We start from the raw sequence: 26,334 nt of genomic DNA on the forward strand, positions 1-26,334 counted from the left end.
CCCTCACCCTCACGCTCCGGTACGGCCCCCACCAGCCCCGTTGTCCCTATGAGGTCATAACCTGAATTTATGACCGATGCCTCCGCGGGTGCCCCGCTCGCTCACCGGGTGCCCGACCTCGGCGCGCTGGAGCTGCTGCTGGCGGTCGCCAGGCTCGGCAGCCTGGGCCGGGCCGCCCGCGAGCTGGGTATCTCCCAGCCTGCCGCCAGCAGCCGGGTCCGGGCCATGGAACGGCTGCTCGGAGTGGCCCTGGTGGACCGCTCGCCGCACGGCTCCCGGCTCACCGACGCGGGCACGCTGGTCACGGACTGGGCCCGGCGCGTCGTGGAGGCGGCCGAGGCCTTCGACGCGGGAGCGCAGGCGCTGCGTGGCCGCCGGGACTCCCGGCTGCGCGTCGCGGCCAGCATGACGATCGCCGAGTATCTGCTGCCGGGCTGGCTGACCGCGCTGCGCAGGGCCCGGCCGGACACCGCGGTCTCGCTGCACGCGGGCAACTCCGTCACCGTCGCGGAGCGCCTCCTCGCCCATGAGGCGGACCTCGGCTTCGTGGAGGGCCTGTCCACGCCCGAGGGGCTCGACTCCGCCGTCATCGGCCATGACCGGCTGCTCGTGGTGGTGGGCCCCGGACATCCCTGGGCGCGCCGCCGCGCGCCGCTCGATCCCGCGGAGCTGGCCGGGACCTCGCTGATCCTGCGCGAACCGGGGTCCGGCACCCGGCAGGTGCTGGACGCCGGGCTCGCCGCGTACGGCGGGCTCGCCGAGCCGCTGCTCGAACTGGCCTCCACCACCGCGCTGAAGGCCGCCGTGGTCGGCGGCGCGGGGCCCGGTGTGCTCAGTGAACTCGCGGTGGGCGAGGAGCTGGCGTCGCGCCGGCTGGTCCGGGTGGCGGTGGAGGGCATTCGGCTGCGCCGTGATCTCCGCGCGGTCTGGCCGGCCGGTGCCCGGCCCGCGGGTCCGGCCCGTGACCTGCTGTCGCTGACCCGGCACCAGGAGATCTGACCGGCGGCCGGGCCCGGCGGCACGGTCAGGAGGCGGCCAGGACCAGCGCCCTCATCACCCGGGTGTCCTCGGCCATCTCCGGATGCCACTGGACGCCCAGCGCCCACTGGGGGTCCGGCAGTTCGACGGCCTCCACGGTGCCGTCCGCCGCGAACGCCGAGACGGTGAGTCCCGTGCCGAGCCGGTCGACCGTCTGGTGGTGGTGCGTGGGCACCTCGCACTCCTCCGGCACCAGATCCCCGTAGCGGGTGCCGGGCACCGGCTTGACCGGATGCCGGCCGAAGGCGCCGGGGACCCGCGAGGTGTGCCCGTCGAGATGCTGGAGGAGCGTGCCGCCGAGGGCCACATTGAGCAGTTGCATGCCCCGGCAGATCCCCAGCAGCGGGGTGCCGGAGGCCAGCGCCGCATCGATCAGGGCGAGCTCCCAGGCGTCCCGTTCCCGGGCGGGCGGGCCGGTGCGCGGGTCCGGTTCGGCGCCGTACCGCACCGGCTCCACATCGGGGCCGCCCGCGATCACCACACCGTCGAGCCGGGCCACCACCTCCGCCGCCGCGGCCGGACGGTCCGGCGGCAGCAGCGCGGCCAGCCCGCCGGACCGCTGGACGAGCCGGGGATAGCCGGCGGGCAGCAGCGCGGCCGGCAGGTCCCAGGTGCCCCAGGCCGCCGACGCCTCCAGATAGGTGCTGACACCGATGAGCGGCTTCACAGGTCGGTCCTCCGTCGTGCTGTGCTGTGCTTGCGCGGGTGCCGGTCAGCCGCGTTCGAGTTCGGCCTCGGCCTCGGCCAGCGCCGCGAACTCCTCCTCGGGAGCCGCCGCGACCAGCCGGTGCCGACTGTAGAACGTGAAGTAGGCGAGGGCGACCGCGTACACCCCCAGGGCGATGAACGCCGCGTCCCTGTCCACCAGGAAGGTCGCGACCAGCGCCGACAGGGCCAGGACGAAGGCCACACCGGAGGTGAGCATGCCGCCGGGCGTGCGGTAGGGCCGGGGCAGTCCCGGTTCGCGGCGGCGCAGCACGAGATGGGACAGCGCCATCAGGGCGTACGAGATGGTGGCGCCGAAGACGGCGATGTTCAGCATGCGTCCGCCGTCGCCGCTGCCCGCCGCGAGCGCGAAGCCGATCGCGCCCGGGATCAGCAGACCAAGGTAGGGGGCCTTGCGGCGGCTGGTCAGCGAGAGGAAACGCGGCAGATAGCCCGCCCGGGAGAGCGCGAAGAGCTGCCGGGAGCCCGCGTAGATCAGGGAGAAGAAGGAGGCCACGAGACCGGCCAGACCGGCGTAGTTCACAAACCGGCTCAGCGCGGTCGGGTCGCCGTCCCCCTGGAGCGCGACCACCAGCGGGTTGCCCGCGTCCTGGACGGCGGCCGAGCCGCGCGCGCCCGTCGCGGCGAAGAAGGTGATCAGGGCGAGCAGCACCAGCACACCCAGGGAGATCGACAGCGCCCTCGGCATCGAACGGACGGGGTCCTTGGCCTCCTCGGCGGCCAGCGGTACGCCCTCGACGCCCAGGAAGAACCACATGCCGAAGGGGAAGGCCGCCCAGATGCCCAGCACGCCGAACGGCAGCCAGGAGCCCGCGCCGAAGGCGTCCCTGTCGACCGGGATGTCATTGAGGCCGCTCGCGTCGAACTCGGTGAAGGCACCGACCGCGAAGATCAGCAGCGCCGCCACCGCGACGGCCGTCACCACCAGGCTGAAGCGCAGCGCCTCGCCCACACCCCACAGATGGATCCCGATGAAGATCACGAAGCAGGCCAGATACACCGGCCAGCCGGCGGTCAGGCCGAAGAGATCGAGGGACTCGACATAGTCGCCGATGAAGATCGAGATCGCGGCCGGCGCCAGGATGTACTCGATGAGGATCGCCGTACCCGTGAGAAAGCCGCCCCAGGTGCCGAGCGCGCGCCGGGCGAAGCCGTAACCGCCGCCCGCGGTGGGCAGGATGGCGGAGAGTTCCGCGAGCGAGTAGACGAGACAGGCGTACATGACACCCATCAGCAGGGTGGCGATCGCGAGACCGCCGAAGCCGCCTTCGGAAAGGCCGATGTTCCAGCCGGAGAAGTCCCCGGAGACCACATAGGCGACCCCCAGCCCGGTGAGCAGCAGCCAGCCGGCGCTGCCGCGGCGCAGCGCCCGCCGCTGGAGGTAGGCGGCGGCGTCCCGCGCGGCGCTGTCGGACGCGGCGCTGTCGGCGGCGGTGTGATCGCGCGGGGTGTCTTCCGGCGCGGTGCCATCGGGCGCGGTGGAGGGCGGGACGCGCGAGTCGGTGCCGTCGGACATGAGCAGCTCCTGCCTCTGGGCAATGGTGTGACGCGGTAATGGTGTGACGCCACACCATTACGGCCGCGACCGCCAGGCGCAAGACCCGTGTGTCAAAAGGCTGTTACGGATCGCCGCCGGCCGGCCGCGGCTCCGCCGGCCCGCAGGGCCCGGCCCCGCCCGGCTCTCAGGCCAGAAATCCCCGCAGCAGCGCCGCCGTACCGCCGCAGTGCTCGCGCATCATCTCCCGCGCCCCGTCGGCGTCCCCGTCCAGGACCGCCTCCACCAGCGCGGTGTGCTGGCGCTGCGAGTGCTCCAGATTCCTCACGAGCAGCGGGATGCAGTCCAGCAGATCGTTCACCGTCGCCCGCACGGCGGCGTACTGCGCGGTCAGCGTCGCGGAGCCGGACAGCTCGGCGAGCGCGAGATGCAGCAGCGTGTCCTGCCTGCGGTACTCCGCCAGCGGCGCGTCCCGTGTCGCGGCGAGCGCCGACCGCAGCCGCTCCGCCCGCTCCCCGGCCAGACCGTGCGCCGCGCACAGCCCCGCCGCGCCGACCTCCAGCACCTCGCGGAAGAGCAGCACGTCCTCGATGTCCACCCCGGCCACCCGCCGCCGCAGCTCCTCCTCGGCGCCCCCGGCCGGAGTGCCGGGCCTGGACAGGACGAAGGTCCCGCCGTACCTGCCCCGCCGGCTCTCCACCAGCCCCTGGTCCTGGAGGACCTTGAGCACCTCGCGGAGCGTCACCCGGCTGATCCGCAGCCGGTCCGCCAGCTCCCGCTCGGCGGGCAGCCGCTCCCCGGCCGCCACCAGGCCCAGCCGTACCACCTGGAGGATCTGCTCCAGCGCCTCCTCGAAACCGTTCCCCGCCCGCACGGGACGCAGTACCGGAGTCAGCGGGTCCATCGGCTGGTTCTTCTTGGCCATGTCACCGTTTCCCCCTTCCCAACAAAGGTCTCCAGGAATACCTTATGGCTTCCGGCTGACCGAAGGAGGAGTAATCCCGTGGCAGACCGCACACCCCCGCTCGCCCTCGACAGGCTGCGCATCCTCGTGGAGGGCGGCGAGATCGACACGGTCGTTCTGGCCTTCCCCGACATGCAGGGCCGGCTCCAGGGCAAGCGGTTCGCCGCGCCCTTCTTCCTCGACGAGGTCCTGGAGCACGGCAGTGAAGGCTGCAACTACCTCCTCGCCGTCGACACCGACATGAACACCGTCGACGGATACGAGATGTCCTCCTGGGACCGCGGCTACGGCGACTTCGTGATGCGTCCCGATCTCTCCACCCTGCGCCGCCTGCCCTGGAACGAGGGCACGGCACTGCTCATCGCCGACCTCGCCTGGAGCGACGGCTCGCCCGTCGTCGCCGCGCCCCGCCAGATCCTCCGCCGCCAGCTCGAACGCCTCGCCGGACACGGCCTCACCGCCCACGTCGGTACCGAACTCGAATTCATCGTCTTCAAGGACACCTTCGAGCAGGCATGGGACAGCGGCTACCGCGGACTGACCCCGGCGAACCAGTACAACATCGACTACTCCGTCCTCGGCACCGGCCGCATCGAACCCCTGCTCCGCCGGATCCGCAACGAGATGGCCGCCGCGGGACTGACCGTCGAATCGGCCAAGGGCGAGTGCAACCCGGGCCAGCACGAGATCGTCTTCCGGTACGACGAGGCCCTGGTCACCTGCGACCAGCACGCCATCTACAAGACCGGCGCCAAGGAGATCGCCTCGCAGGAGGGCGTCTCGCTCACCTTCATGGCCAAGTACAACGAGCGCGAGGGCAATTCCTGCCATGTGCATCTCTCGCTCCGCGACGAGGGGGGCGCCGGCGTCATGGCCGGAGACGGGCCCGGCGGCATGTCTCCCGTGATGCGTCACTTCCTGGCCGGCCAGCTCGCCGTCCTGCGGGAGTTCTCCCTGCTGTACGCGCCCACCGTCAACTCGTACAAGCGCTTCCAGCCCGGCTCCTTCGCGCCCACCGCCGTCGCCTGGGGCTACGACAACCGCACCTGCTCGCTGCGGGTCGTCGGCCACGGCCGGTCGCTGCGCTTCGAGAACCGGCTGCCCGGCGGAGACGTCAATCCGCACCTCGCCGTCGCCGGCATGATCGCCGCCGGGCTGTACGGGATCGAGAACGCCCTGGAACTCCCCGAGCCCTGCGCGGGGAACGCCTACACCGCCGAGTACGACCACGTCCCCACCACCCTGCGCGAAGCCGCGGAGCTCTGGGAGCAGAGCCCCGTCGCCCGCGCGGCCTTCGGCGACGACGTGGTCGCGCACTACCGCAACATGGCGCGGGTCGAAGTCGAGGCCTTCGACGCCGCGGTGACCGACTGGGAGCTTCGCCGCTCCTTCGAACGCCTGTGAGGAACGACGTGCACGAGCCACCCGCAGCCGGACATCAGGTCCTCAACCCCGCCACCGGCGAGCTGGTCGCCACCGTCGCGGCCACCACCGCCGCGCAGGTCGACGCGGCGGTCCGGCGGGCCGCCGGGGCCCAGCGCGGCTGGGCCGCCGCCGCCCCCGCCGACCGCGCCCGGCTGCTGCGCCGCTTCGCCGCGGTGGTCGACGCGCACCACGAGGAACTGGCCCGGCTGGAGGTCCGCGAGGCGGGCCACACCCTGGGCAACGCCCGCTGGGAGGCGGGCAATGTGCGTGATCTCCTGGACTACTGCGCCGGCGGGGTGGAGCGGCTGAGCGGCCGGCAGATCCCCGTCGCCGGCGGCCTCGACATCACCCTGCTGGAACCGCTCGGCGTGGTCGGAGTGATCGCTCCCTGGAACTTCCCCATGCCGATCGCCGCCTGGGGCACGGCACCGGCCCTCGCGGCCGGCAACGCCGTCCTCCTCAAACCGGCGGAGACCACTCCGCTCACCGCGCTGCGCCTGGCCGAACTGGCCCTGGAAGCCGGACTTCCCGAGCATCTCTTCCAGGTCCTGCCCGGCGCGGGCGATGTCGCGGGCAACGCGCTGGTCGAGCATCCGGGCGTCGCGAAGATCGTGTTCACCGGTTCCACCCGGGTCGGCAGGCAGATCATGGCGCGCGGCGCCTCCCTGGTGAAGCGCGTGACCCTGGAGCTCGGCGGCAAGAGCCCCAATATCGTCTTCGCCGACTCCGACGTCGAACAGGCCGCCGCCGCCGCGCCGATGGCCTTCCTCGACAACTCCGGCCAGGACTGCTGCGCCCGCACCCGCATCCTCGTCCAGCGCGAGATCCACGAGCGGTTCCTCGAACTCCTCGCGCCCGCGATCGAGTCGGTCGTCGTCGGCGACCCGTCCGACGAGCGCACCCAGATGGGCCCGCTGATCTCGGCGGTGCAGCTCGCCCGCGTACGGTCCTATGTCCCGGACGGCGTGAAGGGCATTCGCGGCTCCGCACCGGAAGGCCCCGGCTTCTGGTTTCCGCCGACCGTGCTCACCGACGCCGACGCGGACTCGCCGGTGGCGACCGAGGAGGTCTTCGGGCCGGTCGCCGTCGTCCTGCCCTTCGAGGACGAGGCGGACGCCGTCCGGCTCGCCAACGCCACCGACTACGGCCTCGCCGGGTCGATCTGGACCCGGGACGTGGGCCGCGCCCTGCGGGTCTCGCGCGCCGTCGCCGCGGGCAACCTCTCCGTCAACTCCCACAGCAGTGTCCGTTACGGGACACCGTTCGGCGGTTACAAGCAGTCCGGACTCGGCCGCGAGCTGGGCCCCGACGCCCTCGCCGCCTTCACCGAAACCAAGAACGTCTTCATCAGCACGGAGGCCTGAGCACCTTGACCGAACCCATGACCGAACCCATCGTCTGCCGCCGGCTCGTCGGCCGTACCGCCGTCATCACCGGAGCCGGCAGCGGCATCGGTCTCGCCACGGCGCGCCGGCTGGCCTCCGAGGGCGCGCACATCGTGTGCGGCGACATCGACGAGGCATCCGGCAAGCTCGCCGCCGAGCAGGCCGGGGGCACCTTCGTACGGGTCGACGTCACCGACGCCGACGAGGTCGAGGCGCTGTTCAAAACGGCCTACGAGACCTACGGCAGCGTCGACATCGCCTTCAACAACGCGGGCATCTCGCCGCCCGACGACGACTCGATCCTCACCACAGGGCTGGACGCCTGGAGGCGCGTCCAGGAGGTCAACCTCACCTCGGTCTACCTCTGCTGCAAGGCGGCCATCCCTTACATGCGGCAGCAGGGCCGGGGTTCCATCATCAACACCGCGTCCTTCGTCGCCGTGATGGGCGCGGCCACCAGCCAGATCTCCTACACCGCGTCCAAGGGCGGGGTGCTGGCGATGTCCCGGGAGCTGGGAGTGCAGTTCGCCCGCGAGGGGATCCGGGTGAACGCGCTGTGCCCGGGGCCCGTCAACACCCCGCTGCTGCGGGAGCTGTTCGCGAAGGACCCGGAGCGGGCCGCGCGCCGGCTGGTGCACATCCCGGTGGGCCGGTTCGCCGAGGCGGACGAGATCGCGGCGGCCGTCGCGTTCCTCGCGAGCGACGACTCGTCCTTTGTGAACGCCACGGACTTCCTGGTCGACGGCGGTATCTCCGGGGCCTATGTCACGCCGGTCTGACGCCCCTGTCCACGGGCGCCGCTGACGGACCGTTCAAGGGCCTCCACCACGGTGGAGGGCCTTGAACTCCACGGCTCAGAGGTACGTACGGCCCTCGCCCCGGTAGGTGGGCGCCGGCGCCACCAGGCGGTCGCCCTCGACCAGCAGCAAGGTGTCGAAGCGCTCGCACAGTTCACCGGCCTTGGCGTGCCGGAACCACACCTTGTCGCCGATCAGCAGATCGTCGGCGGCGGAGCCCAGCAGCGGCGTCTGCACCTCGCCGGGGCCCTCCTGCCGGTCGTAGCGCAGCCCTTCGGGCAGGTACGGCACGGGCAGCCGGTCCGCGCCCGCCGCGCCGGACGCCGGATAGCCACCGCCCAGCACCGTCACCACACCGACACCCGGCCTGCGCACCACGGGCTGGGCGAACAGCGCGGCCGGACGGCCCGAGAACGACGTGTAGTTGTCGAACAGACGCGGCACGAAGAGCCCCGAACCGGCCGCGATCTCGGTCACCGCCTCCTCGGCTGCCGTGTACTGGACACTTCCCGTGCCGCCGCCGTTGACGAACTCCAGCTCGGGCGCCACCGCCCGGACCGCACGCACCACCGCCGCGCGCCGCTCCGCCAGCTCCTTGCGGGCCACCGACTGCATCAGACGGACCGCCCGCGAGCGCAGCGGCTGTCCCGCCGGGGCGTCGCCCACCCCGGCCACATGGCCCTCGTACGCCAACAGTCCCACCAGCCGGAAGCCCGGACGCCGGGCGACCGACCTGGCCAGCTCGGCGAGCTGGGCCGGCTCGCGCAGCGGCGAGCGCAGCGCGCCGATCCGTACCCGGCCGCCGAACAGCCGCAAGGCCGTGTCCAGTTCCAGACAGACCCGGATCTCCTCGCGCCCGCCGTCGCGCGCCGCGTCGATGAGATCGAGATGGGCCGTGCTGTCGATCATCACGGTGACGGCGGCGGCCGACTTGGGATCGGCGGCCAGCTCCGCGTAGGCGGCGCGGTCCACCGACGGATAGGCGAGCAGTACGTCCTCGAAACCGGCCCGTGCCAGCCAGAGCGACTCCGCCAGGGTGAACGACATGATCCCCGCGAAGCCCTCCCGGCCGAGGACCCGCTCCAGCAGCGCCCGGCAGCGCACCGACTTGCTGGCGACCCGGACCGGCTTGCCTCCGGCCCGCCGGACGAGATCGTCGGCGTTGGCGTCGAAGGCGTCCAGATCGACAAGGGCGAGCGGGGCGTCGAGATGGGCGGTGGCCCGGTCGTACCGGGCACGGTCAGTGGCACGCGGATTCATGGGCCGAGCCTGCCAGAGCCGAATACCGAGGGGTAGGGGGATGATTTGGGCAGATCCACCCGTGCCCGTGTTCCCGTTCCCGCCGGGTGTGCTCCAGCCCGTAGAGTGACGCCCACGCGACGACGGACGGGGCCTGTCCCGCACGGCGGCCGGCATACGGGTGGACCAGTCCGTAAGGGCAGGACGGGGGGCGGATGAACACCGAAGCACGAAACGCTCCGATACCGCCCCGCCCCACGGCGCCGCCGCCTCCGCCCGGTACGGGCGAGCCCGACGGGGCGGCGGATCCGGCGGGCGCACCGGGCTCACGCATCACCGACGCGCTGCTTCCCGCCGGGCCTCCGCGCATACCTCCGCGGCCGTCCGGACCGCCGCCCGGTGACCACCGGCCCGAGGACCGGCGGCCCGGGGCCGGCCGTGACCAGGGCCCGGACGACCGGCGCCCCGGCGGTGACCGGGGCCCCGCCTCCGATCCGCCGCCTGCCGAGACCACCACCAGGCTGCGGCGGGTGTCCCCGGCGGATCCACCACCGTCCGAGACCACCACGCGGCTGAGGCCGGTGCCGCCGGATCCCCGGCTGCCACCGGTACCCGCGGCCCGGCCGGGCGAGGCCCCGGCCCCGCCCGCCTGGCAGCGGCCCGCCGGAGCCGCCGGTCATCGCGCCGGGCACCATCCCCCCGCCCACCGCCGTCCCTGGGCGGACGTGCCTCCCGAGACGCCCGCGGAGACCACCACACGGCTGCGGCCCGTGCCGGCCCGCCATCCCGTCAGGGTCGCCGCCGCCGCGGCCTGCGTCGTACTCGGACTCGGACTGATCGGCGGCGCCGCCACCGGTAGCTGGCTGACCGGGGACTCGGCCGCCGAGCCCGCCGCCCGCGACGAGTACGCGACGGCGCGCGCGCTCTGGCACAGCGTTCCCGTCGACAGCATCTTTCCCCGCACCCTCAGCGGGGACGGGGCGGGCCCCGGAGGCGCGGACCGCGAGTGGACCCGGATCGGCGTCGCGCCCGACAGCGGCTGCGCCACCGTCCTGGACCCCCGGCTCCTCGACGTACTGCGCCGGACCGGCTGCGCGCGGGTACTGCGCGCCACCTACGCGGACGCCACCTCCAGCAGCGTCACCACCGTCGGGCTCGTCTTCACCCAGGGCGATCCGGCCGCGATGTACGCCCTGCGCACCCGCTTCCGGCAGGAGCGGCTCGCCGAACGCGCCGGTCTGATGCCCCGTACCTTCCCGGTCGAGGGCACACTCGCCGCCGGATTCGGCGACGCGCAGCGCGCGAGCTGGACGGTGAACGTCCTCACCGACGCACCCGTGGTCGTCTACGCCGTCTCGGGCTTCGCCGACGGACGAGCCGTCACCGCACCCCAGCCCGCCGGAAAGGCCATGGTCGCGGGCGCCACCACCGCGCCCGCCCAGGCCGGTCTCGGCCATGAGGCCAAGGGCATCGCGGACCGGGTCGAACGAGGGCTCCGCAAGACCGTCGACGTCGCCACGGTGGCGCCCCGGTGAATCCCGCGCCCCAGGTGACCACGCTCCCGGTGCCGACCGGCATCCCGACGAGGCCGAGGACCCGATGACATCGAGGCGCCGTCACAGGCTCGCCGCCGCGTTCGCCGCGTTCGCCGCCGTTTCCTCCGTGCTGCTGTCCGGCCCGGCGGCGCACGCGGACGCGATCCGGGTCCAGCAGTGGGCCCTCGACGCCATGCACACCCAGCAGGCCTGGCGCACCACCCAGGGCAAGGGCATCACGGTCGCGGTCCTCGACACCGGTGTCGACGACACCCACCCCGACCTGGCCGGACAGGTCCTTCCCGGCAAGGACCTCGTCGGCTTCGGCGCCACCGACGGAGACCGGCCCTGGGCCCGGCACGGCACCGCCATGGCCGGCATCATCGCGGGCCACGGCCATGGACTCAACCGCTCCGAGGGGGTCCTCGGAGTCGCGCCCGAGGCGAAGATCCTGCCCGTCCGGGTGATCCTCGAAGGTACCGACCCGGCCCGCGACAAGGCCCGCACCTCCCGGGGCAGCGCCCTCGCCGACGGCATCCGCTGGGCCGCCGACCACGGCGCCGACGTCATCAACCTCTCCCTCGGCGACGACAGCGAGTCCGCGCACCCCGAACCCGCCGAGGACGCCGCCGTCCAGTACGCGCTGGCCAAGGGCGCCGTCGTCGTCGCCTCGGCCGGCAACGGCGGCGAGAAGGGCGACCACATCTCGTACCCCGCGGCCTATCCCGGTGTGATCGCGGTGACCGCCGTCGACCGCTACGGCACCCACGCCGCCTTCTCCACCCGGCGCTGGTACGCCACCGTCAGCGCCCCGGGCGTCGACGTCGTCATCGCCGACCCCGACCGGAGCTACTACGAGGGGTGGGGCACCAGCGCCGCCGCCGCCTTCGTCTCGGGAGCCGTCGCCCTCGTACGCTCCGCCCACCCCGGCCTCACCCCCGCCCAGATCAAGAAACTCCTCGCGGACACCGCGCGGGACGCGCCGCGAGGCGGCAGGGACGACGCGAAGGGCTACGGCTTCGTCGACCCGGCCGCCGCGATCGAGGCCGGTGCGAAGCTGCCGCCCGCGCGTCCGCGCGGCGAGGCCGCCGGCTACGCCGCGACATACTTCGGCACCGGCCCGGACGTCCCGGCCGAGGAACCGCGGCCGGCCGGCTGGCTCGCCCCCGCCGCCGCCGGAGCCGGCGCCCTGCTGCTGGCCGCCGCGACGATGCTGTGGCGCGGCGGCGGACCGCGCCGGGGCTCACGCCGGTAGCCGGACGACCCGCCGCACCGCGCGGACGGCGGCCTCCTCGACCCGCGCGATCCCTTCCTCCCGGCTCCCGTGGCCGTCGGACAGCACCGCCACGAGACAGCCCCGCACCCGGCCCACCGAGTGGACGACCCACAGGCCGCTGCCGGATCGTGGCAGCCAGCCGTTCTTCAGCGCCCAGTCGCCGCCCGCCGCCGAGACGCCCCAGTGCTGTCCGGCCACGACCCGTCCCATCAGGGCGGCCAGTAAGCCGCGCGCTCTTCCGTCCAGCGGCGAGTCCGTGCCGAACACCGCCTTCAGCAGGGTGAGCTGATCGCGCGCGGTGGTCCGGGTCAGTCCCCAGGCGGGCGCGGCCGATGTCCGCGTCATACCGAGCCGGGCGTGCGCGGCGTCCAGTCCGGCCGGGCCGCCGGCCGCGGCCCGCAGCGCCGTCGCCGCGTCATTGTCGCTGCGCTCGATCATGGCCTCGGCCAGCCGCAGCTCCTCGGCCGTCAGCCACCGGCCGCTGTCCCGCGCCCGCAGCAGCACGGCGGCCAGTATGGCCACCTTCACCACGCTGGCGGTGACATACGTACGGTCCTCGCCGTACACCGCCTCACGCCCGCCGGCCGTGTCGTACACCGCGAAGGAGAGATCCACCCCACGACCGTACGTCCCGCGGGCGGGGCTAGGCTCGACCCGTGGCGCTCAAGAACATCCCGGACTCCGGCTTCTCCGACGACGACGGCACCGCCGACCCGGCGCTGACGGCGGCCCTCGCCGCCTGGGCCGAGGACCGGTCGGCCGAGGGACAGGTGCTGACAGCGCTGCGCGGCGCCCGGCTGCTGGTGCCCGTCGTCGCGGTCCTCGGCGAGACGGAGGAGGACGAGAACGGCCTGCGCCGGGAGAAGACCAGCGACATGGCCGTCCCTACGCTCCGGGCCGGCGACCGCCGCGCGCTGCCCGCCTTCACCTCGGTCGCGGCGCTGGCCCGCTGGGATCCCGGCGCGCGTCCTGTCGCCGTACCGCTGCACCAGGCGCTCCGGGCGGCGGCCCACGAGCGGGCCGACACCGTGGTGCTGGATCTCGCCGGGCCCGTGGCGTACCAGCTCACCGGCCCCGCGCTGCTCGCCCTCGCCGAGGGCCGTACCAGCGCCGACCCGCTCGACGACCCCGCCGTGGTCGCGGCCCTGCGCTCGGCCGTCGCGGCCGAGCCCGCGGTGGTCCGGGCCCATCTGGTCCGGGGCGGTGCCGGGGGCACCCTCGCGCTCGTGCCGGCGCCCGGCGCGCTCCCGGCGGAGGCGGTACGCCGGGTCGCCGGGGCGCTGGCGGCCGACGAGGTGCTGAGGGCCCGCCTGGTGCGCGGGCTCGACCTGGCACTGCTGCCGGCCGAGGCCACGCCGCCCGGCGAGCCCCTTTTCGTGCGTGACTGAGGTCGGGAAGAAGCGGCGGACCGGTCAGCCGTAGACGGCGCCCGTGTACTTCTCGCCGGGGCCCTGGCCCGGCTCGTCGGGTACGACCGACGCCTCGCGGAACGCGAGCTGAAGTGACTTCAGTCCGTCCCGCAGCGGCGCCGCGTGGAACGAACTGATCTCCGTGACGCTCGCGTCCAGCAGACCGGCCAGTGCCTGGATCAGCTTGCGCGCCTCGTCGAGGTCCTTGTGCTCCTCGCCCTCCTCGGTCAGGCCGAGCTTCACGGCGGCGGCGCTCATCAGATTCACCGCGACCGTGACGATCACCTCGACGGCGGGGACTTCCGCGATGTCGCGGGTCATGGCGTCGAAGTCGGGAGACTCTTGGGGGGAGGTCGCGTCACTCATGGACCACACGATAGGCCCCACCGCCCGGGGACCGGTCCCTGCCGTCCGTTAGCCCCTGTGCGCCGGAGCTGCTAACCTTGTGTAACGGACCAGCAGGGCGCACGCGTGCCCTGCTCACAAGTGGAGGCTCCGATCTCCCACCTGGCTGCCCCTCCGGGGCGGCGGGTCACCGGTCAGGTGGTGCCCATCGTTCCGTACGGACGATGGAGCCGCCCGATGCGCCCCGCGGTCGACGCGGCGGTGCTCCGGTATTTCTTGGAGCTCCTGCCTGTGTCCCGTCCGGGGCATTTTTCATGTTCCGCCGCGGTTGGTCTGAGTAAACAGACGTTACGCGGCTGTCTGCCAGACAGTCGTGTGGTGCTACCGAGGAGGATCCATCAGCGCCGAGCCCCGCATCAACGACCGGATTCGCGTTCCCGAAGTGCGACTTGTCGGTCCCAGTGGCGAGCAGGTGGGCATTGTGCCGCTCGCCAAGGCCCTGGAGCTTGCGCAGGAGTACGACCTGGACCTGGTCGAGGTCGCGGCGAACGCCCGTCCGCCCGTGTGCAAGCTCATGGACTACGGGAAGTTCAAGTACGAGTCGGCCATGAAGGCCCGTGAGGCGCGCAAGAACCAGGCGCACACGGTCATCAAGGAGATGAAGCTCCGGCCCAAGATCGACCCGCACGACTATGACACCAAGAAGGGTCATGTCGTCCGGTTCCTCAAGCAGGGTGACAAGGTCAAGATCACGATCATGTTCCGTGGTCGTGAGCAGTCCCGCCCAGAGCTGGGCTTCCGACTGCTCCAGCGTCTCGCTTCGGACGTCGAGGACCTCGGCTTCATCGAGTCCAACCCGAAGCAGGACGGCCGGAACATGATCATGGTTCTTGGCCCGCACAAGAAGAAGACCGAGGCCATGGCCGAGGCTCGTGAGGCGCAGGCCGCTCGCAAGGCGGAGCGTCAGGGCTACGCGACCGAGGAGTCCTCGGAGGAGGACGCTCCGGCTGAGGCCCCGTCCGAGGCCCCTTCCGAAGCGTGAGCCGAGAGGGTGCCATCCAGGCGCCCCCGGCTCCGGTCCGGAATCACATACCAGAGATCTGACGCTCCCGCGCACCGGTCCACCGACCGGTGGGGAGCGCCACTGACGAGGAGAGAACGGCGCTATGCCGAAGAACAAGTCGCACAGCGGTGCCAGCAAGCGCTTCAAGATCACCGGCTCCGGCAAGGTGCTGCGCGAGCGGGCCGGCAAGCGCCACCTGCTCGAGCACAAGTCGTCCAAGCTGACGCGTCGCCTCACCGGCAACGCCGAGATGGCCCCGGGCGACGCCAAGAAGATCAAGAAGCTTCTCGGCAAGTGATGTCGCGACCCCGGGTGACCGGGGGCGCGGCACAGGACCGGGACCCATTCGTTTCCGGGCCGTGTGAGTCCAACCACGGCCCCGCTACAAGGAGTTAAACGTGGCACGCGTCAAGCGGGCAGTCAACGCACACAAGAAGCGCCGGGCAATTCTGGAGCAGGCCAGCGGTTACCGCGGCCAGCGTTCGCGCCTGTACCGCAAGGCGAAGGAGCAGGTCACCCACTCCCTCGTCTACAACTACAACGACCGCAAGAAGCGCAAGGGCGACTTCCGTCAGCTCTGGATCCAGCGGATCAACGCCGCTGCCCGCGCCAACGGCATCACCTACAACCGCTTCATCCAGGGTCTGAAGGCCGCCAACGTCGAGGTGGACCGCAAGATCCTCGCCGAGCTGGCCGTCAATGACACCCACGCGTTCGCCGCGCTCGTCGAGGTCGCCCAGAAGGCCCTCCCGAGCGATGTCAACGCCCCGAAGGCCGCCGCCTGATCCCGTCAGGCCGCATTTCCTTCCCGCCGGACCCGCAGGCACCGCGCCTGCGGGTCCGGTCTGTTCCCGGACCTCTCACGCGAGGGCCGCGCCCCGCCCTCCGGGGTGCCTCCCGTACCGAGCCCCCTCGTGACCGGCACTCCCGTACAGATCCTTCTCGTACAGACGAAAAGTGAGCCACCGCCCATGGGTACCCCCGAGCTGATCTCCCCGCGCTCCCCGCGCGTCACGGCAGCCAGACGGCTCGCGAAGCGGGCCTTCCGCGGCAAGGAGCGCCGGTTCATCGCCGAGGGTCCGCAGGCCGTACGCGAAGCCGTGGCCCACCGGGGTGACGGCGACCGGCCCACGCTCACCGAGCTGTTCAGCACCGCCGAGGCCGCCGAGCGGTACGCCGACATCATCGACGCGGCCCGCGCCACCGGGGCCCGGGTGCATCTCGCGCCCGACTCCGTGCTCGCCGAGGTCTCCCAGACGGTCACCCCCCAGGGGCTGCTGGGCGTCTGCCACTTCCTCGACTCGCCGTTCGAGGACATCCTGCGGGCCCGCCCCCGGCTCGTCGCCGTCCTGGCCCATGTCCGCGACCCCGGGAACGCGGGTACGGTGCTGCGCTGCGCGGACGCCGCGGGCGCCGACGCCGTGGTCCTCACCGACGCCTCCGTCGACCTCTACAACCCCAAGTCGGTCCGGGCCTCGGCCGGCTCGCTCTTCCATCTGCCGGTCGCCGTGGGCGTCCCCGTCGAACAGGCCGTCCAGGGGCTGCGGGACGCCGGCATCCGTATCCTCGCCGCCGACGGCGCGGGTTCGGACGACCTGGACGACGAGCTGGACGCGGGCACCATGGGCGGGCCCACCGCCTGGATCTTCGGCAACGAGGCATGGGGCCTGCCGGCCGAGACCCGGGCCCTCGCGGACGCGGTGGTGCGTGTGCCGATCCACGGAAAGGCCGAGAGTCTGAACCTCGCGACGGCCGCGGCCGTATGTCTGTACGCCTCGGCGCGTGCCCAACGAGTGCGTGATACGCGCTGAGGGGGTCCGCTCCGTCACGTTCAGCTAGTAGGGTTGCGGCTTCGGGGGCCCACTGAGCGACGCGGAAGAGGTGGGATACGGGGATGACTGTCGGGACGAGCAGACCCGCCGCTGTCCAGGGACCCGTTCCGTGCGCGTCCGGCGATTTCGGGATCGATCCGGACGACCTTCCGGACGGGCTGGTCGTCGCCGACGAGACCGGCCGGGTGATCTGCTTCAACACGGCCGCCTCGCGCATCACCGCCGTACCGCTCTCGGACGCGCTCGGCCACCCGCTGGAGCGGGCGCTTCCGCTGGAGGACCTGAAGGGCCACCGCTGGTGGGCCCTGACCGACCCGTACGGCGGCCTCGCCACCCGGGTCGGCCAGCCCGAGCGCAATCTGCTGCTGCCCGGCGGCCGTGAGGTCCTGGTCTCCGCGCGGTATGTGCGTGATTATCCGACCGGACCGGTCCGCAGGCTGGTGATCTGCGTGCGCGGCACCGAGGCGCGCCGCCGCACCGAGCGCAGCCACGCGGAACTGATCGCGACCGTCGCCCATGAGCTGCGTTCCCCGCTCACCTCCGTGAAGGGGTTCACGGCCACGCTGCTCGCCAAGTGGGAACGGTTCACGGACGACCAGAAGCGGCTGATGCTGGAGACCGTCGACGCCGACGCCAACCGCGTCACCCGGCTCATCGCGGAGCTGCTCGACATCTCCCGTATCGACTCAGGTCGCCTGGAGGTGCGCCGCCAGCCGATCGACATCGGCGCGGCCGTGGGCCGCCATGTCCAGTCGCACACCGCCTCGGGACAGTCGCCGGACCGCTTCCTCGTACGGATCGCGCAGCCGCTGCCCGATCTGTGGGCCGATCCCGACAAGATCGACCAGATCCTCGGCAACCTGCTGGAAAACGCGGTGCGCCACGGCGAGGGAACCGTCACCATCGAGGTGGCACCAGCCCCAGCCGAGAACGACGAGAAAGGTACGGCCGTCACCGTGTGCGACGAAGGCCCTGGCATCCCCGAGGAGTCGATGGGCCGTGTCTTCACCCGCTTCTGGCGGGGAAGCAAACGCGGTGGGACCGGCCTCGGCCTGTATATCGTCAAGGGCATCGTCGAGGCACACGGCGGGACGATCACCGTCGACCGCGGACCCGGCGGCGGTGCCCAGTTCCGCTTTGTCCTGCCCGTCGGTGCCCCCGCCTATTTGACATAGGATCTGGCGCGAAGCGTCAGGCGGGGCGGTGGCGGGCGGGCCCGAGCGGCCCACGGGATTCTCCACGTTCGTTCGACCTTTAGACTCGACCTTTGGCACCTTTGCGTCCTCAGTGATCGAAGTGATCGAGCAGGGTCGTTTCGCCAGCCAATCGGAAGTACGGGAAGAGATGTCCGCACCCAACAAGTCGTACGACCCAGTCGAGGTCGAGGCACTGAAACCGGCAGAGATCGAGCGCGTCAGGGACGAGGCGCTCGCGGCCTTCGCCGCCGCCGGTGATCTCGACGCGCTCGCTCACGCGAAGACCGCGCACACCGGTGGCACCTCGCCGCTCGCCCTCGCCAACCGCGAGATCGGCGCCCTGCCCCCGCAGGCCAAGGCCGAGGCGGGCAAGCGCGTGGGCCAGGCCCGCGGCGCCGTCAACAAGGCACTCGCCGCCCGTCAGACCGAGCTGGAGGCGGAGCGCGACGCCCGCGTGCTGGTCGAGGAGGCGGTGGATGTCACGCTGCCGTACGACCGCGTCCCGGCCGGTGCCCGGCACCCTCTGACGACCTTCATGGAGCGGGTCGCGGACGTCTTCGTGGCCATGGGCTACGAGGTCGCGGAGGGCCCCGAGGCCGAGGCGGAGTGGTTCAACTTCGACGCCCTGAACTTCGTGCCCGACCATCCGGCGCGCCAGATGCAGGACACCTTCTTCGTCCGGGGCCCCGAGGGGACCGAGGGCGACGAGTCCGGTGTCGTGCTCCGTACGCACACCTCGCCGGTGCAGGCCCGCACCCTGATCGACCGCGAGCCGCCCGTCTATGTCGTCTGCCCGGGGCGCGTCTACCGCACCGACGAGCTGGACGCCACGCACACCCCGGTCTTCCACCAGATCGAGCTGCTCGCCGTCGACGAGGGCCTGACCATGGCCGACCTCAAGGGCACCCTCGACCACATGGTCCAGGCGCTCTTCGGCCCGGACATGAAGACCCGGCTGCGGCCGAACTTCTTCCCGTTCACCGAGCCGTCCGCCGAGATGGACATGGTCTGCTACGTGTGCCGCGGCGCCTCCGTCGGCAACCCGGACCGGCCCTGCCGCACCTGTGGCAGCGAGGGCTGGATCGAGCTGGGCGGCTGCGGCATGGTCAACCCGAAGGTGCTCGTCGCCTGCGGTGTCGACCCCCAGAAGTACAGCGGATTCGCCTTCGGGTTCGGCATCGAACGGATGCTCATGTTCCGCCACAACGTCGAAGACATGCGAGACATGGTTGAGGGTGACGTCCGGTTCACCCGGCCGTTCGGGATGGAGATCTGATGCGCGTCCCGCTTTCCTGGCTGCGGGAGTACGTCGACCTGCCGGCGACGGAGACCGGCCGTGACGTCCAGGCCAAGCTCGTCTCCGCCGGTCTTGAGGTCGAGGCCGTCGAGCAGCTCGGCGCCGGACTCAAGGGCCCGCTCGTCGTCGGCAAGGTACTCACCATCGAGGAGCTGGAGGGCTTCAAGAAGCCCATCCGCTTCTGCACCGTCGACGTCGGTACGGCCAACGGCACCGGCGAGCCGCAGGAGATCGTCTGCGGCGCGCGGAACTTCGCCGTCGGCGACAAGGTCGTCGTGGTCCTCCCCGGCGCGGTCCTGCCCGGCGACTTCGCGATCGCCGCCCGCAAGACATACGGCAAGACCTCGCACGGCATGATCTGCTCCGGCGACGAACTGGGCATGGGCGACGACGGCTCCGGTGGCATCATCGTGCTGCCGCCCGAGTACGAGCCCGGCACCGACGCCATCACGCTGCTGGAGCTGGTGGACGAGGTCCTCGACATCGCCGTCACCCCCGACCGCGGCTACTGCCTCTCGCTGCGCGGAGTCGCCCGCGAGACCGCCATCGCGTACGGCCTGCCGCTGAGCGACCCGGCGCTCCTCGACGTCCCGGCCCCGAACTCCTTCGGCCACCCGGTGAAGGTCGCCGACCCCATGGGCTGCGACCGCTTCACGGCCCGCACGGTCACCGGTCTCGACCCCGAGGCACGCTCCCCGATCTGGCTGCGGCGCCGGCTCCAGAAGGCCGGGATGCGGCCGATCTCGCTCCCCGTCGACATCACCAACTACGTGATGCTCGAACTGGGCCAGCCGCTGCACGCGTACGACCGCGCCCGGCTCGACGGGCCGATCGGTGTCCGCCGCGCCCTGCCCGGCGAGCAGATCACCACCCTCGACGGCGCGAAGCGGGTCCTGGACGCCCAGGACCTGGTCATCACCGACAACCGGGGGCCGATCGGTCTCGCGGGCGTGATGGGCGGCGCGAACACCGAGATCGCCGACCCCGCCACCGATGCCGGGACCGGCGACGTCAGCGGTACCACCGAGGTCGTCATCGAGGCCGCGCACTTCGACGCGATCTCCATCGCCCGCACCGCGCGTCGGCACAAGCTGGCGTCCGAGGCGTCCAAGCGATTCGAGCGGGGCGTCGACCCGGAGGCCGGGGCCGCCGCCGCGCAGCGCACCGTCGATCTGCTGGTGCTGCTGGCCGGCGGTTCCGCCGACGCCGGGGTCACCGAGATCATCGCGCCCTCCGCGCCGCACACCATCGCCATGCCCGCCGACCACCCCGACCGGGTCGCCGGGGTCGGCTACGGCCGCGAGACCGTCGTACGACGGCTCCAGCAGATCGGCTGCGACGTCTACGGGCAGGACGAACTGGTCGTCACCGTCCCGTCCTGGCGGCCCGACCTCGGCGCGCCCAACGACCTCGCCGAGGAGGTCATCCGCCTGGAGGGGTACGAGAACCTCCCCTCCACGCTGCCCACCCCGCCGTCCGGCCGCGGCCTCACCGAGCGGCAGCGGCTGCACCGCCGCGTCGGCCGCGCCCTGGCCGGCGCCGGCTATGTCGAGGCACTCAACTACCCGTTCATCGGCGACGCGGTGCTCGACGCCTTCGGCCTGCCGGCCGACGACGCCCGCCGCCGTACGGTCAGGCTGGTCAACCCGCTCTCGGACGAGGAGCCCGCGCTGCGCACCACGCTGCTGCCCGGTCTCCTCACGGCGCTGCGGCGCAACGACGGCCGCGGCTCGCACGACCTGGCCCTCTTCGAGACCGGTCTGGTCTTCCGCCCGACCGGCGAGGAGACCGTACCGGTGCGGCTGCCCGTCGACCGGCGGCCGACCGACGAGGAGGTGGCCGGGCTCAACGCCGCGCTGCCGCGCCAGCCGCGTCGTGTCGCGGCCGTCCTGGCCGGAGCCCGCGAACAGGCCGGCTGGTGGGGCAAGGGCCGCCCGGCGGACTGGGCGGACGCCATCGAGGCGGCCCGTACCGTCGCCCGGGAGGCGGGCGCAGGACTGACCGTCCGCGCCGAGCCGCACGAGCCGTGGCACCCCGGCCGCAGCGCGGCGCTGCTCGCCACGGTGGACGGCGAGGAGACAGTCGTCGGCCATGCCGGGGAGCTGCACCCGAGGGTGGTCAAGGCGCTCGGGCTCCCGGACCGCACCTGCGCCATGGAGGTCGAACTCGACCTGCTGGAGCGGGCGGGCTCCGGCGCGCTCCAGGCGCCGCGGATCTCCGCGTACCCGGTCGCCACCCAGGATGTGGCGCTGGTCGTGCCGCGGGAGGTGCCGTCCGCCGAGGTGGAGAAGGCACTGCGGGAGGGCGCGGGCGAACTCCTGGAGTCCCTGCGGCTGTTCGACGTCTTCGAGGGCGAACAGATCGGGGCGGGCCACAAGTCGCTGGCCTACGCGCTGCGTTTCCGCGCGGCGGACCGCACGCTGACGGTCGAGGAGGCCACCACGGCCCGGGACGCGGCGGTGGATCTCGCCGCGCGGCGGACCGGGGCGGTCCTGCGCGGCGCCTGACCGTCCTGCCCGAAGGCCCGTGATGAGGGGCGGTCCCGGATCTTCCGGGGGCGCCCCTCATCCGTTCAGGTGAGAAGCCGCGGCGAACGCCGACCGGCTGACAGGGGCGACCGGGACGATCGCGATTCCTGGCCCCGGGCCGCCTTCCGGACCGGGACGATGTCTCCGGGCCCCTTCCGGCGAGGGTGGGGCCGGCCGCGCGGATCGCGTCGCCCGCCCCGCCGCGGAGTAGCGGGCAGGTCAGCGGGACGGGCGACGCGGTTGCGGGCCGTCGAGCTGTACGAGGGGGAGCCGACGGCCCGGCCGCCTCTTTACGAGGTGTTTCAGTCAACCGACCGGGCGCCTGTGGCGGCAGGGTGCACGGGGCACGGATCCGGGCATTACGTTCACACCCCGTGCGTTCCCCGTTGCACTACGCTGGTCCGGCCGAGCCACCGGAGGGGCACATGCAGCCCAACACCCTGCTCGATTCCCTGCTCGACGAAGCCGGTGTCTCGCACGCCGGTCTCGCCGTCCGGGTCAACCAGGCGGGCCGGGCCAGAGGTCTCGCCCTGCGCTACGAACACACGGCGGTGGCGCGGTGGTTGAAGGGCCAGCGACCACGCGGTCAAGTGCCCGATCTGATCTGCGGAGTGCTGAGCGACCGGCTGCACCGGCCGCTCACCCTGGACGACATCGGGCTCGGGGTGTCCGGCGAGTCGCCCGTACCGGGCGGCACTCCGCTCTCCGGTTTCGTGGAGCGGGCCACCGCGCTCTGGCGCTGCGACGAACAGCAGCGGCCGCACATAGTGGACGCGCCCGCCGTCACCGGCACGCCCGCCGTGATGCCCGTCTGGGAATGGGAGAACCCTCCGGAGGACTCCGACGTCTCGCGCGGCGGCCGGACCCGGGTCGGCCCCGCCGACATCCAACTGCTCCGCTCGGCCAGGGCGCACTACGAACTGATGTACCGAAGGGCGGGCGGCGTCGCCACCCGCGCCCGGATCGTCGGCTTCCTCAACGCCGAGACGGCCCCGCTGCTGCGGGGCGGCTACGGCGACTCGCTGGGCCGCCAACTGCACCGGGCCACCGGCGGTCTGGTCGCCGTCGCCGGCATCTGCGCCTACGACTCCGACGCCCATGGGCTCGCCCAGCGCTACTTCCACCAGGCTCTGCGGCTGGCGAAGGCCAGCGGGGACCGGGGATTCGGCGCCTATGTGATCGCGCTGCTCGTCAACCAGTCGCTGTTCATGGGGGAGTACCGCCAGGCCGTCGCCTTCGCGGAGGCCGCGCTGCGCACGGCGGGACGCCAGATCACGCCGGCGCTCGCCGCGGACCTGTACGCGATGCAGGCCAAGTCGTACGCCCATCTGGGGGACGGCGCCGGCGCGCTCGGGTGTATCCGCAGGGCCGAGACGGAGGCGGAGCGCATCCGTCCGGGACATGAGCCGGACGAGACGGGCTATGTCCAGCCGGGGCTGGTGAATGTCCAGGTGGCGGAGGCCCTGTTGAGCCTCGGTGAGCTGGCGGCCGCGCGGACGCACGCGGCGGCGGCCGTGGACACCCCGGCGCACGACCGCGGCCGGGTCCACCGGCTCGCGATGCTCAGCCATGTCGAGCTGCGTCAGGGCGAGGCGGACCGCGCCGCCGGTACGGCGCGGGAGATGGCCGAGCGGGCCAGGGGGATGGAGTCCCGGCGACTGCGGGACCGCCTCAGGGAGGTGAGCGAGCAACTGATCGCGAGCGGATCCAGCGCCGCCGGGGAGACGGCCGAACTCATCGAGGGGGCGCTGCGCGTGCCTCTGTGAGTCCCCGTGTGACTCCTCCTCTGAGCAAGCCGCTGCTGCGATATTGCCATCAACTTGTCGGAAGGTGGCAGAACCGTGCAGTGGACGAAACTCAGCGAACAGACTGTGTATGAAAATCGCTGGTTCAGGGTCAATCTGGCGGACGTCGAACTCCCCGACGGCCGGCATCTGGACCACTTCCTCATCAGGCTCCGCCCGGTCGCCGTGGCGACCGCGGTCAACGCGGCCAATGAGGTGCTGATGCTCTGGCGGCACCGCTTCATCACCGACACCTGGGGCTGGGAACTGGCCGCGGGTGTGGTCGAGGACGGCGAGGACATCGAGAGCGCGGCCGCGCGGGAGATGGAGGAGGAGACCGGATGGCGCCCGGGCCCGCTCCGGCATCTGCTGACGGTCGAGCCGTCCAACGGCCTGACCGACGCCCGGCACCATCTCTACTGGGCCGAGGACGCCACGTACACCGGCCACCCGGAGGACGACTTCGAGTCCTCGCGCCGGGAGTGGATCCCGCTCAAGCTGGTGCCGGACATGATCGCCCGCGGTGAGATCCCGGCCGCGGGCATGGCGGCCGGGCTGCTGATGCTGCATCACATACGGCTGGGCTGACGGGAGTTCCGGCCGGCACGGCCCGTGCCGACCGGGTCCCGGTCCGCCGCCGGGCGCGCCCGCCCGGATCAGGAGGTCGCCCGGATCACCCGGATCAGGAGTACGGGTAGAAACCGGCACCCGTCTTGCGGCCGAGCCGGCCCGCGTCCACCATCCGCTGGAGCAGCGGGGGAGCGGCGTACAGCGGCTCCTTGAACTCCGCGTACATCGAGTCGGCGACCGAGGCCACGGTGTCCAGGCCGATCAGATCGGAGAGCTTGAGCGGGCCCATGGGATGGGCGCAGCCCAGCTCCATGCCGTTGTCGATGTCCTCACGGCTCGCGAGGCCCGACTCGAACATCCGGACCGCGGCGAGCAGGTACGGGATGAGCAGCGCGTTCACCACAAAGCCCGAGCGGTCCTGGGCCCGGATCGCGTGCTTGCCCAGCACCCCCGTGACCACGGCCTCGGCCCGCTTGACCGTCTCCTCGGAGGTCGTCAGCGCGGGGATCAGCTCGACGAGCTTCTGCACGGGCGCCGGGTTGAAGAAGTGGATGCCGATGACCTGGTCCGGGCGGGAGGTCGCGACGGCCAGTTTGACCAGCGGAATCGAGGAGGTGTTGGACGCCAGGATCGCGTCCCGGCGGGTCACCACCTGGTCGAGTACCCGGAATATCTCCGTCTTGACCTGCTCGTTCTCGACCACGGCCTCGATGACGAGATCGCGGTCGGCGAACTCCCCGAGGTCGGTGGTGAAGCTGAGGCGGCCGAGCGCGTCGTCGCGCTCCTTCTCGGTGATCTTGCCGCGTTCGGCGGCCTTCGAGAGTGAGTTGTGGAGGCGGGTACGGCCGATCTCCAGGGCCTCGCCGGTGGTTTCGGCGACCCTCACCTCCAGGCCGTTACGGGCGGCGACCTCGGCGATGCCTGCGCCCATCTGGCCGCAGCCCACCACTCCAACGCGGGCGACATCGGTCAGGGAGTCGGTCACATCGTGCCTTTCGCTGGTCCGTGTTCCGGCAGGTCCCCCGGGTGATTCCGGCGCCCGCCCGGCCCACGACGTTACTCCGCCGGGGGGTGTGGAGCGGGGTCCGGGGCGGGCAAGGATCAGCGGATACGCGGCCCCTCGCCCCGGGTGGCCGCGCGGACCTGACAAGGGACAGCGCATGCGCGACACGGGACACGGCGTGGGCCGGCTCGGCAGAAGAGGCTTTGTGACGGCGGCGGCGGGCGTGGTCGCCTCGGCGCTGACGGCGGACGCCGCCACGGCGGCCGCACGGCACGGCGCGCCGCGCCGGGAGATGCGCGGGATGTGGCTCGCGACCGTCGCCAACCGTGACTGGCCCGCGACGCGAGGGCTGACGGCCGCGCGGCAGCGGGCCGGACTGCTGAAGCACCTCGACGCGGCCGTGGCCCGCCGGCTGAACGCCGTGATCTTCCAGGTCCGGCCGACGGCCGACGCGCTGTGGCCCTCGCCGTACGAGCCCTGGGCCGAGTGTCTGACCGGCACCCAGGGCAAGGACCCGGGCTGGGACCCGCTGGGCACGGCGGTGCGCGAGGCGCACGCGCGCGGTCTGGAGCTGCACGCCTGGTTCAATCCGTACCGCGTCGCGAACCACACGGACCGGTCGAGGCTGACCAGGACCCATCCCGCCAGGGTGCACCCGGGATGGGCCGTGCCGTACGGCGGCAAGCTCTACTACAACCCAGGACTGCCCGAGGTCAGACGCTTCGTCCAGGACGCCATGCTGGACGCCGTCCGCCGCTACGACATCGACGCCGTGCACTGGGACGACTACTTCTATCCGTATCCGGTCGCCGGCAAGTCCTTCGGGGACGACGCCGCGTACGCGCGGTACGGCGGCCGCTTCCGGGACCGGGCCGCCTGGCGGCGGGACAACACCGACCGGCTGGTGCGGGAGACGGGCGCACGCATCAAGAAGATCAAGAAGCATGTCCGGTTCGGAGTCAGCCCGTTCGGAGTGTGGCGCAACGCCGCGACCGACCCGGCCGGCTCGGACAGCCGGGCCGGTGTGCAGACCTATGACGATCTGCACGCCGACACCCGGAAGTGGGTCAGGGAGGGGTGGATCGACTACATCGTCCCGCAGCTCTACTGGAACATCGGGTTTCCCGCGGCCGACTACGCGAAGCTGGTGCGCTGGTGGGACGGTGTCGTACGCGGCACGGGCGTCGACCTCTACATCGGTGAGGCCCTCTACAAGGCGGGTGCCCGGGCGCAGCCGAAGGGCTGGCAGAACCCTGCCGAGCTGTCCCGGCACCTTGACCTCTGCGCGAAGTACCCGGCGGTGAAGGGGAACATTTACTTCGCGGCGAAGGAGATCGCCAGCGATCCCCTGGGAGCGGTGTCCATGATTGCTGAGCGCTACCGGCGACAGGGATAGGGGCGCACACCTGCGAGGGATGGCTGCGGTT

The 26,334-nt window shown here is 72.3% G+C and carries 24 protein-coding genes; 17 read left to right on the top strand and 7 right to left on the bottom strand.

The genetic code is table 11. The features are described from left to right. Window positions 1–69 precede the first annotated feature (69 nt). A complete protein-coding gene (locus tag ABZ707_RS26940; RefSeq protein ID WP_360179763.1) occupies window positions 70–999 on the top strand; it encodes a LysR family transcriptional regulator in 930 nt (309 codons plus the stop codon). A 25-nt stretch (window positions 1,000–1,024) separates the two neighbouring features. Here ABZ707_RS26940 and ABZ707_RS26945 read toward each other — a convergent pair whose 3' ends face one another. The 3 genes from ABZ707_RS26945 to ABZ707_RS26955 form a co-directional block, all read right to left on the bottom strand. Continuing rightward, the gene (locus ABZ707_RS26945) at window positions 1,025–1,705 is read right to left on the bottom strand and encodes a gamma-glutamyl-gamma-aminobutyrate hydrolase family protein (RefSeq protein WP_360179765.1); all 681 of its coding nucleotides are present in this window, start codon (window positions 1,703–1,705) and stop codon (window positions 1,025–1,027) included. Between the two features lie 45 nt (window positions 1,706–1,750). Continuing rightward, entirely contained in the window at window positions 1,751–3,280 is a 1,530-nt protein-coding gene (gene eat, locus ABZ707_RS26950; RefSeq protein WP_360179767.1) for an ethanolamine permease, read from the bottom strand. Window positions 3,281–3,446: 166 nt separating this feature from the next. Continuing rightward, entirely contained in the window at window positions 3,447–4,184 is a 738-nt protein-coding gene (locus ABZ707_RS26955) for an FCD domain-containing protein (RefSeq protein WP_360179769.1), read from the bottom strand. Between the two features lie 78 nt (window positions 4,185–4,262). Here ABZ707_RS26955 and ABZ707_RS26960 point away from each other — a divergent pair, with 78 nt between their 5' ends. Genes ABZ707_RS26960 through ABZ707_RS26970 form a run of 3 tightly spaced genes read left to right on the top strand, consistent with a single transcriptional unit; the run spans window position 4,263 to window position 7,812 of the window. Next, window positions 4,263–5,627, top strand: coding sequence for a glutamine synthetase family protein (locus ABZ707_RS26960; RefSeq protein WP_360179771.1), 1,365 nt, complete (start codon window positions 4,263–4,265; stop codon window positions 5,625–5,627). Between the two features lie 8 nt (window positions 5,628–5,635). After that, complete coding sequence (locus tag ABZ707_RS26965) at window positions 5,636–7,012, top strand: aldehyde dehydrogenase family protein (RefSeq protein WP_360179773.1); 1,377 nt, start codon at window positions 5,636–5,638, stop codon at window positions 7,010–7,012. Between the two features lie 17 nt (window positions 7,013–7,029). Further along, window positions 7,030–7,812, top strand: coding sequence for a 3-oxoacyl-ACP reductase (locus ABZ707_RS26970; protein WP_360179775.1), 783 nt, complete (start codon window positions 7,030–7,032; stop codon window positions 7,810–7,812). Between the two features lie 75 nt (window positions 7,813–7,887). On the opposite strand, the gene ABZ707_RS26975 is transcribed toward ABZ707_RS26970, so the two are convergent. Then, entirely contained in the window at window positions 7,888–9,090 is a 1,203-nt protein-coding gene (locus ABZ707_RS26975) for an amino acid deaminase/aldolase (RefSeq protein WP_360179777.1), read from the bottom strand. 704 nt (window positions 9,091–9,794) lie between these two features. Between ABZ707_RS26975 and ABZ707_RS26980 the strand changes: the two genes are divergently transcribed. Both ABZ707_RS26980 and mycP read left to right on the top strand, forming a co-directional pair. Beyond that, on the top strand, window positions 9,795–10,604 hold the full coding sequence (locus ABZ707_RS26980) for a hypothetical protein (protein WP_360179854.1): 810 nt from the start codon (window positions 9,795–9,797) through the stop codon (window positions 10,602–10,604). A 64-nt stretch (window positions 10,605–10,668) separates the two neighbouring features. Beyond that, complete coding sequence (gene mycP / locus ABZ707_RS26985) at window positions 10,669–11,859, top strand: type VII secretion-associated serine protease mycosin (RefSeq protein WP_360179779.1); 1,191 nt, start codon at window positions 10,669–10,671, stop codon at window positions 11,857–11,859. Here the strand turns inward: mycP and ABZ707_RS26990 are convergent. After that, the gene (locus ABZ707_RS26990; RefSeq protein ID WP_360179781.1) at window positions 11,848–12,495 is read right to left on the bottom strand and encodes a serine hydrolase; all 648 of its coding nucleotides are present in this window, start codon (window positions 12,493–12,495) and stop codon (window positions 11,848–11,850) included. The two genes, mycP and ABZ707_RS26990, sit on opposite strands and share 12 nt — an antisense overlap. A 41-nt stretch (window positions 12,496–12,536) precedes the next feature. Here ABZ707_RS26990 and ABZ707_RS26995 point away from each other — a divergent pair, with 41 nt between their 5' ends. After that, on the top strand, window positions 12,537–13,268 hold the full coding sequence (locus ABZ707_RS26995; protein ID WP_360179783.1) for an SseB family protein: 732 nt from the start codon (window positions 12,537–12,539) through the stop codon (window positions 13,266–13,268). Between the two features lie 24 nt (window positions 13,269–13,292). Here the strand turns inward: ABZ707_RS26995 and ABZ707_RS27000 are convergent, their stop codons facing one another. After that, window positions 13,293–13,655, bottom strand: a complete 363-nt coding sequence (locus ABZ707_RS27000; protein ID WP_360179785.1) for a DUF1844 domain-containing protein — start codon at window positions 13,653–13,655, stop codon at window positions 13,293–13,295. A 352-nt stretch (window positions 13,656–14,007) separates the two neighbouring features. On the opposite strand from ABZ707_RS27000, the gene infC reads away from it, so the two are divergent. The 9 genes from infC (at window position 14,008) to ABZ707_RS27045 (ending at window position 23,922) form a co-directional block, all read left to right on the top strand. Continuing rightward, complete coding sequence (gene infC / locus ABZ707_RS27005) at window positions 14,008–14,676, top strand: translation initiation factor IF-3 (protein ID WP_360179787.1); 669 nt, start codon at window positions 14,008–14,010, stop codon at window positions 14,674–14,676. Window positions 14,677–14,800: 124 nt separating this feature from the next. Then, on the top strand, window positions 14,801–14,995 hold the full coding sequence (gene rpmI, locus ABZ707_RS27010; RefSeq protein ID WP_030754426.1) for a 50S ribosomal protein L35: 195 nt from the start codon (window positions 14,801–14,803) through the stop codon (window positions 14,993–14,995). Window positions 14,996–15,095: 100 nt separating this feature from the next. Beyond that, window positions 15,096–15,482, top strand: coding sequence for a 50S ribosomal protein L20 (rplT, locus tag ABZ707_RS27015; RefSeq protein WP_360179789.1), 387 nt, complete (start codon window positions 15,096–15,098; stop codon window positions 15,480–15,482). Between the two features lie 186 nt (window positions 15,483–15,668). Then, the gene (locus ABZ707_RS27020) at window positions 15,669–16,508 is read left to right on the top strand and encodes an RNA methyltransferase (protein WP_360179791.1); all 840 of its coding nucleotides are present in this window, start codon (window positions 15,669–15,671) and stop codon (window positions 16,506–16,508) included. Between the two features lie 83 nt (window positions 16,509–16,591). Further along, window positions 16,592–17,704: an ATP-binding protein gene (locus ABZ707_RS27025; RefSeq protein WP_360179793.1), complete on the top strand. Its 1,113-nt coding sequence runs from the start codon at window positions 16,592–16,594 to the stop codon at window positions 17,702–17,704. Window positions 17,705–17,873: 169 nt separating this feature from the next. Continuing rightward, window positions 17,874–19,001 (top strand): phenylalanine--tRNA ligase subunit alpha, encoded by a 1,128-nt coding sequence (pheS, locus tag ABZ707_RS27030; RefSeq protein WP_360179795.1) that lies wholly within the window; start codon window positions 17,874–17,876, stop codon window positions 18,999–19,001. Next, the gene (pheT, locus tag ABZ707_RS27035) at window positions 19,001–21,529 is read left to right on the top strand and encodes a phenylalanine--tRNA ligase subunit beta (RefSeq protein ID WP_360179797.1); all 2,529 of its coding nucleotides are present in this window, start codon (window positions 19,001–19,003) and stop codon (window positions 21,527–21,529) included. Before pheS ends, pheT begins: the two co-directional genes overlap by 1 nt. A gap of 446 nt (window positions 21,530–21,975) precedes the next feature. Next, window positions 21,976–23,316 carry a transcriptional regulator gene (locus ABZ707_RS27040; protein WP_360179799.1) on the top strand — a complete coding sequence of 447 codons (1,341 nt, stop codon included), beginning with the start codon at window positions 21,976–21,978 and terminating at the stop codon, window positions 23,314–23,316. Between the two features lie 75 nt (window positions 23,317–23,391). Beyond that, window positions 23,392–23,922 (top strand): NUDIX hydrolase, encoded by a 531-nt coding sequence (locus ABZ707_RS27045; protein WP_360179801.1) that lies wholly within the window; start codon window positions 23,392–23,394, stop codon window positions 23,920–23,922. Between the two features lie 94 nt (window positions 23,923–24,016). Here ABZ707_RS27045 and ABZ707_RS27050 read toward each other — a convergent pair whose 3' ends face one another. Further along, complete coding sequence (locus ABZ707_RS27050; RefSeq protein ID WP_360179856.1) at window positions 24,017–24,877, bottom strand: 3-hydroxybutyryl-CoA dehydrogenase; 861 nt, start codon at window positions 24,875–24,877, stop codon at window positions 24,017–24,019. A 187-nt stretch (window positions 24,878–25,064) separates the two neighbouring features. Between ABZ707_RS27050 and ABZ707_RS27055 the strand changes: the two genes are divergently transcribed. Further along, window positions 25,065–26,303, top strand: a complete 1,239-nt coding sequence (locus ABZ707_RS27055) for a family 10 glycosylhydrolase (RefSeq protein WP_360179803.1) — start codon at window positions 25,065–25,067, stop codon at window positions 26,301–26,303. The last annotated feature ends 31 nt before the right edge of the window (window positions 26,304–26,334 follow it).

This window comes from Streptomyces sp. NPDC006923, assembly GCF_040635655.1.
Classification (GTDB): Bacteria; Actinomycetota; Actinomycetes; order Streptomycetales; family Streptomycetaceae; genus Streptomyces.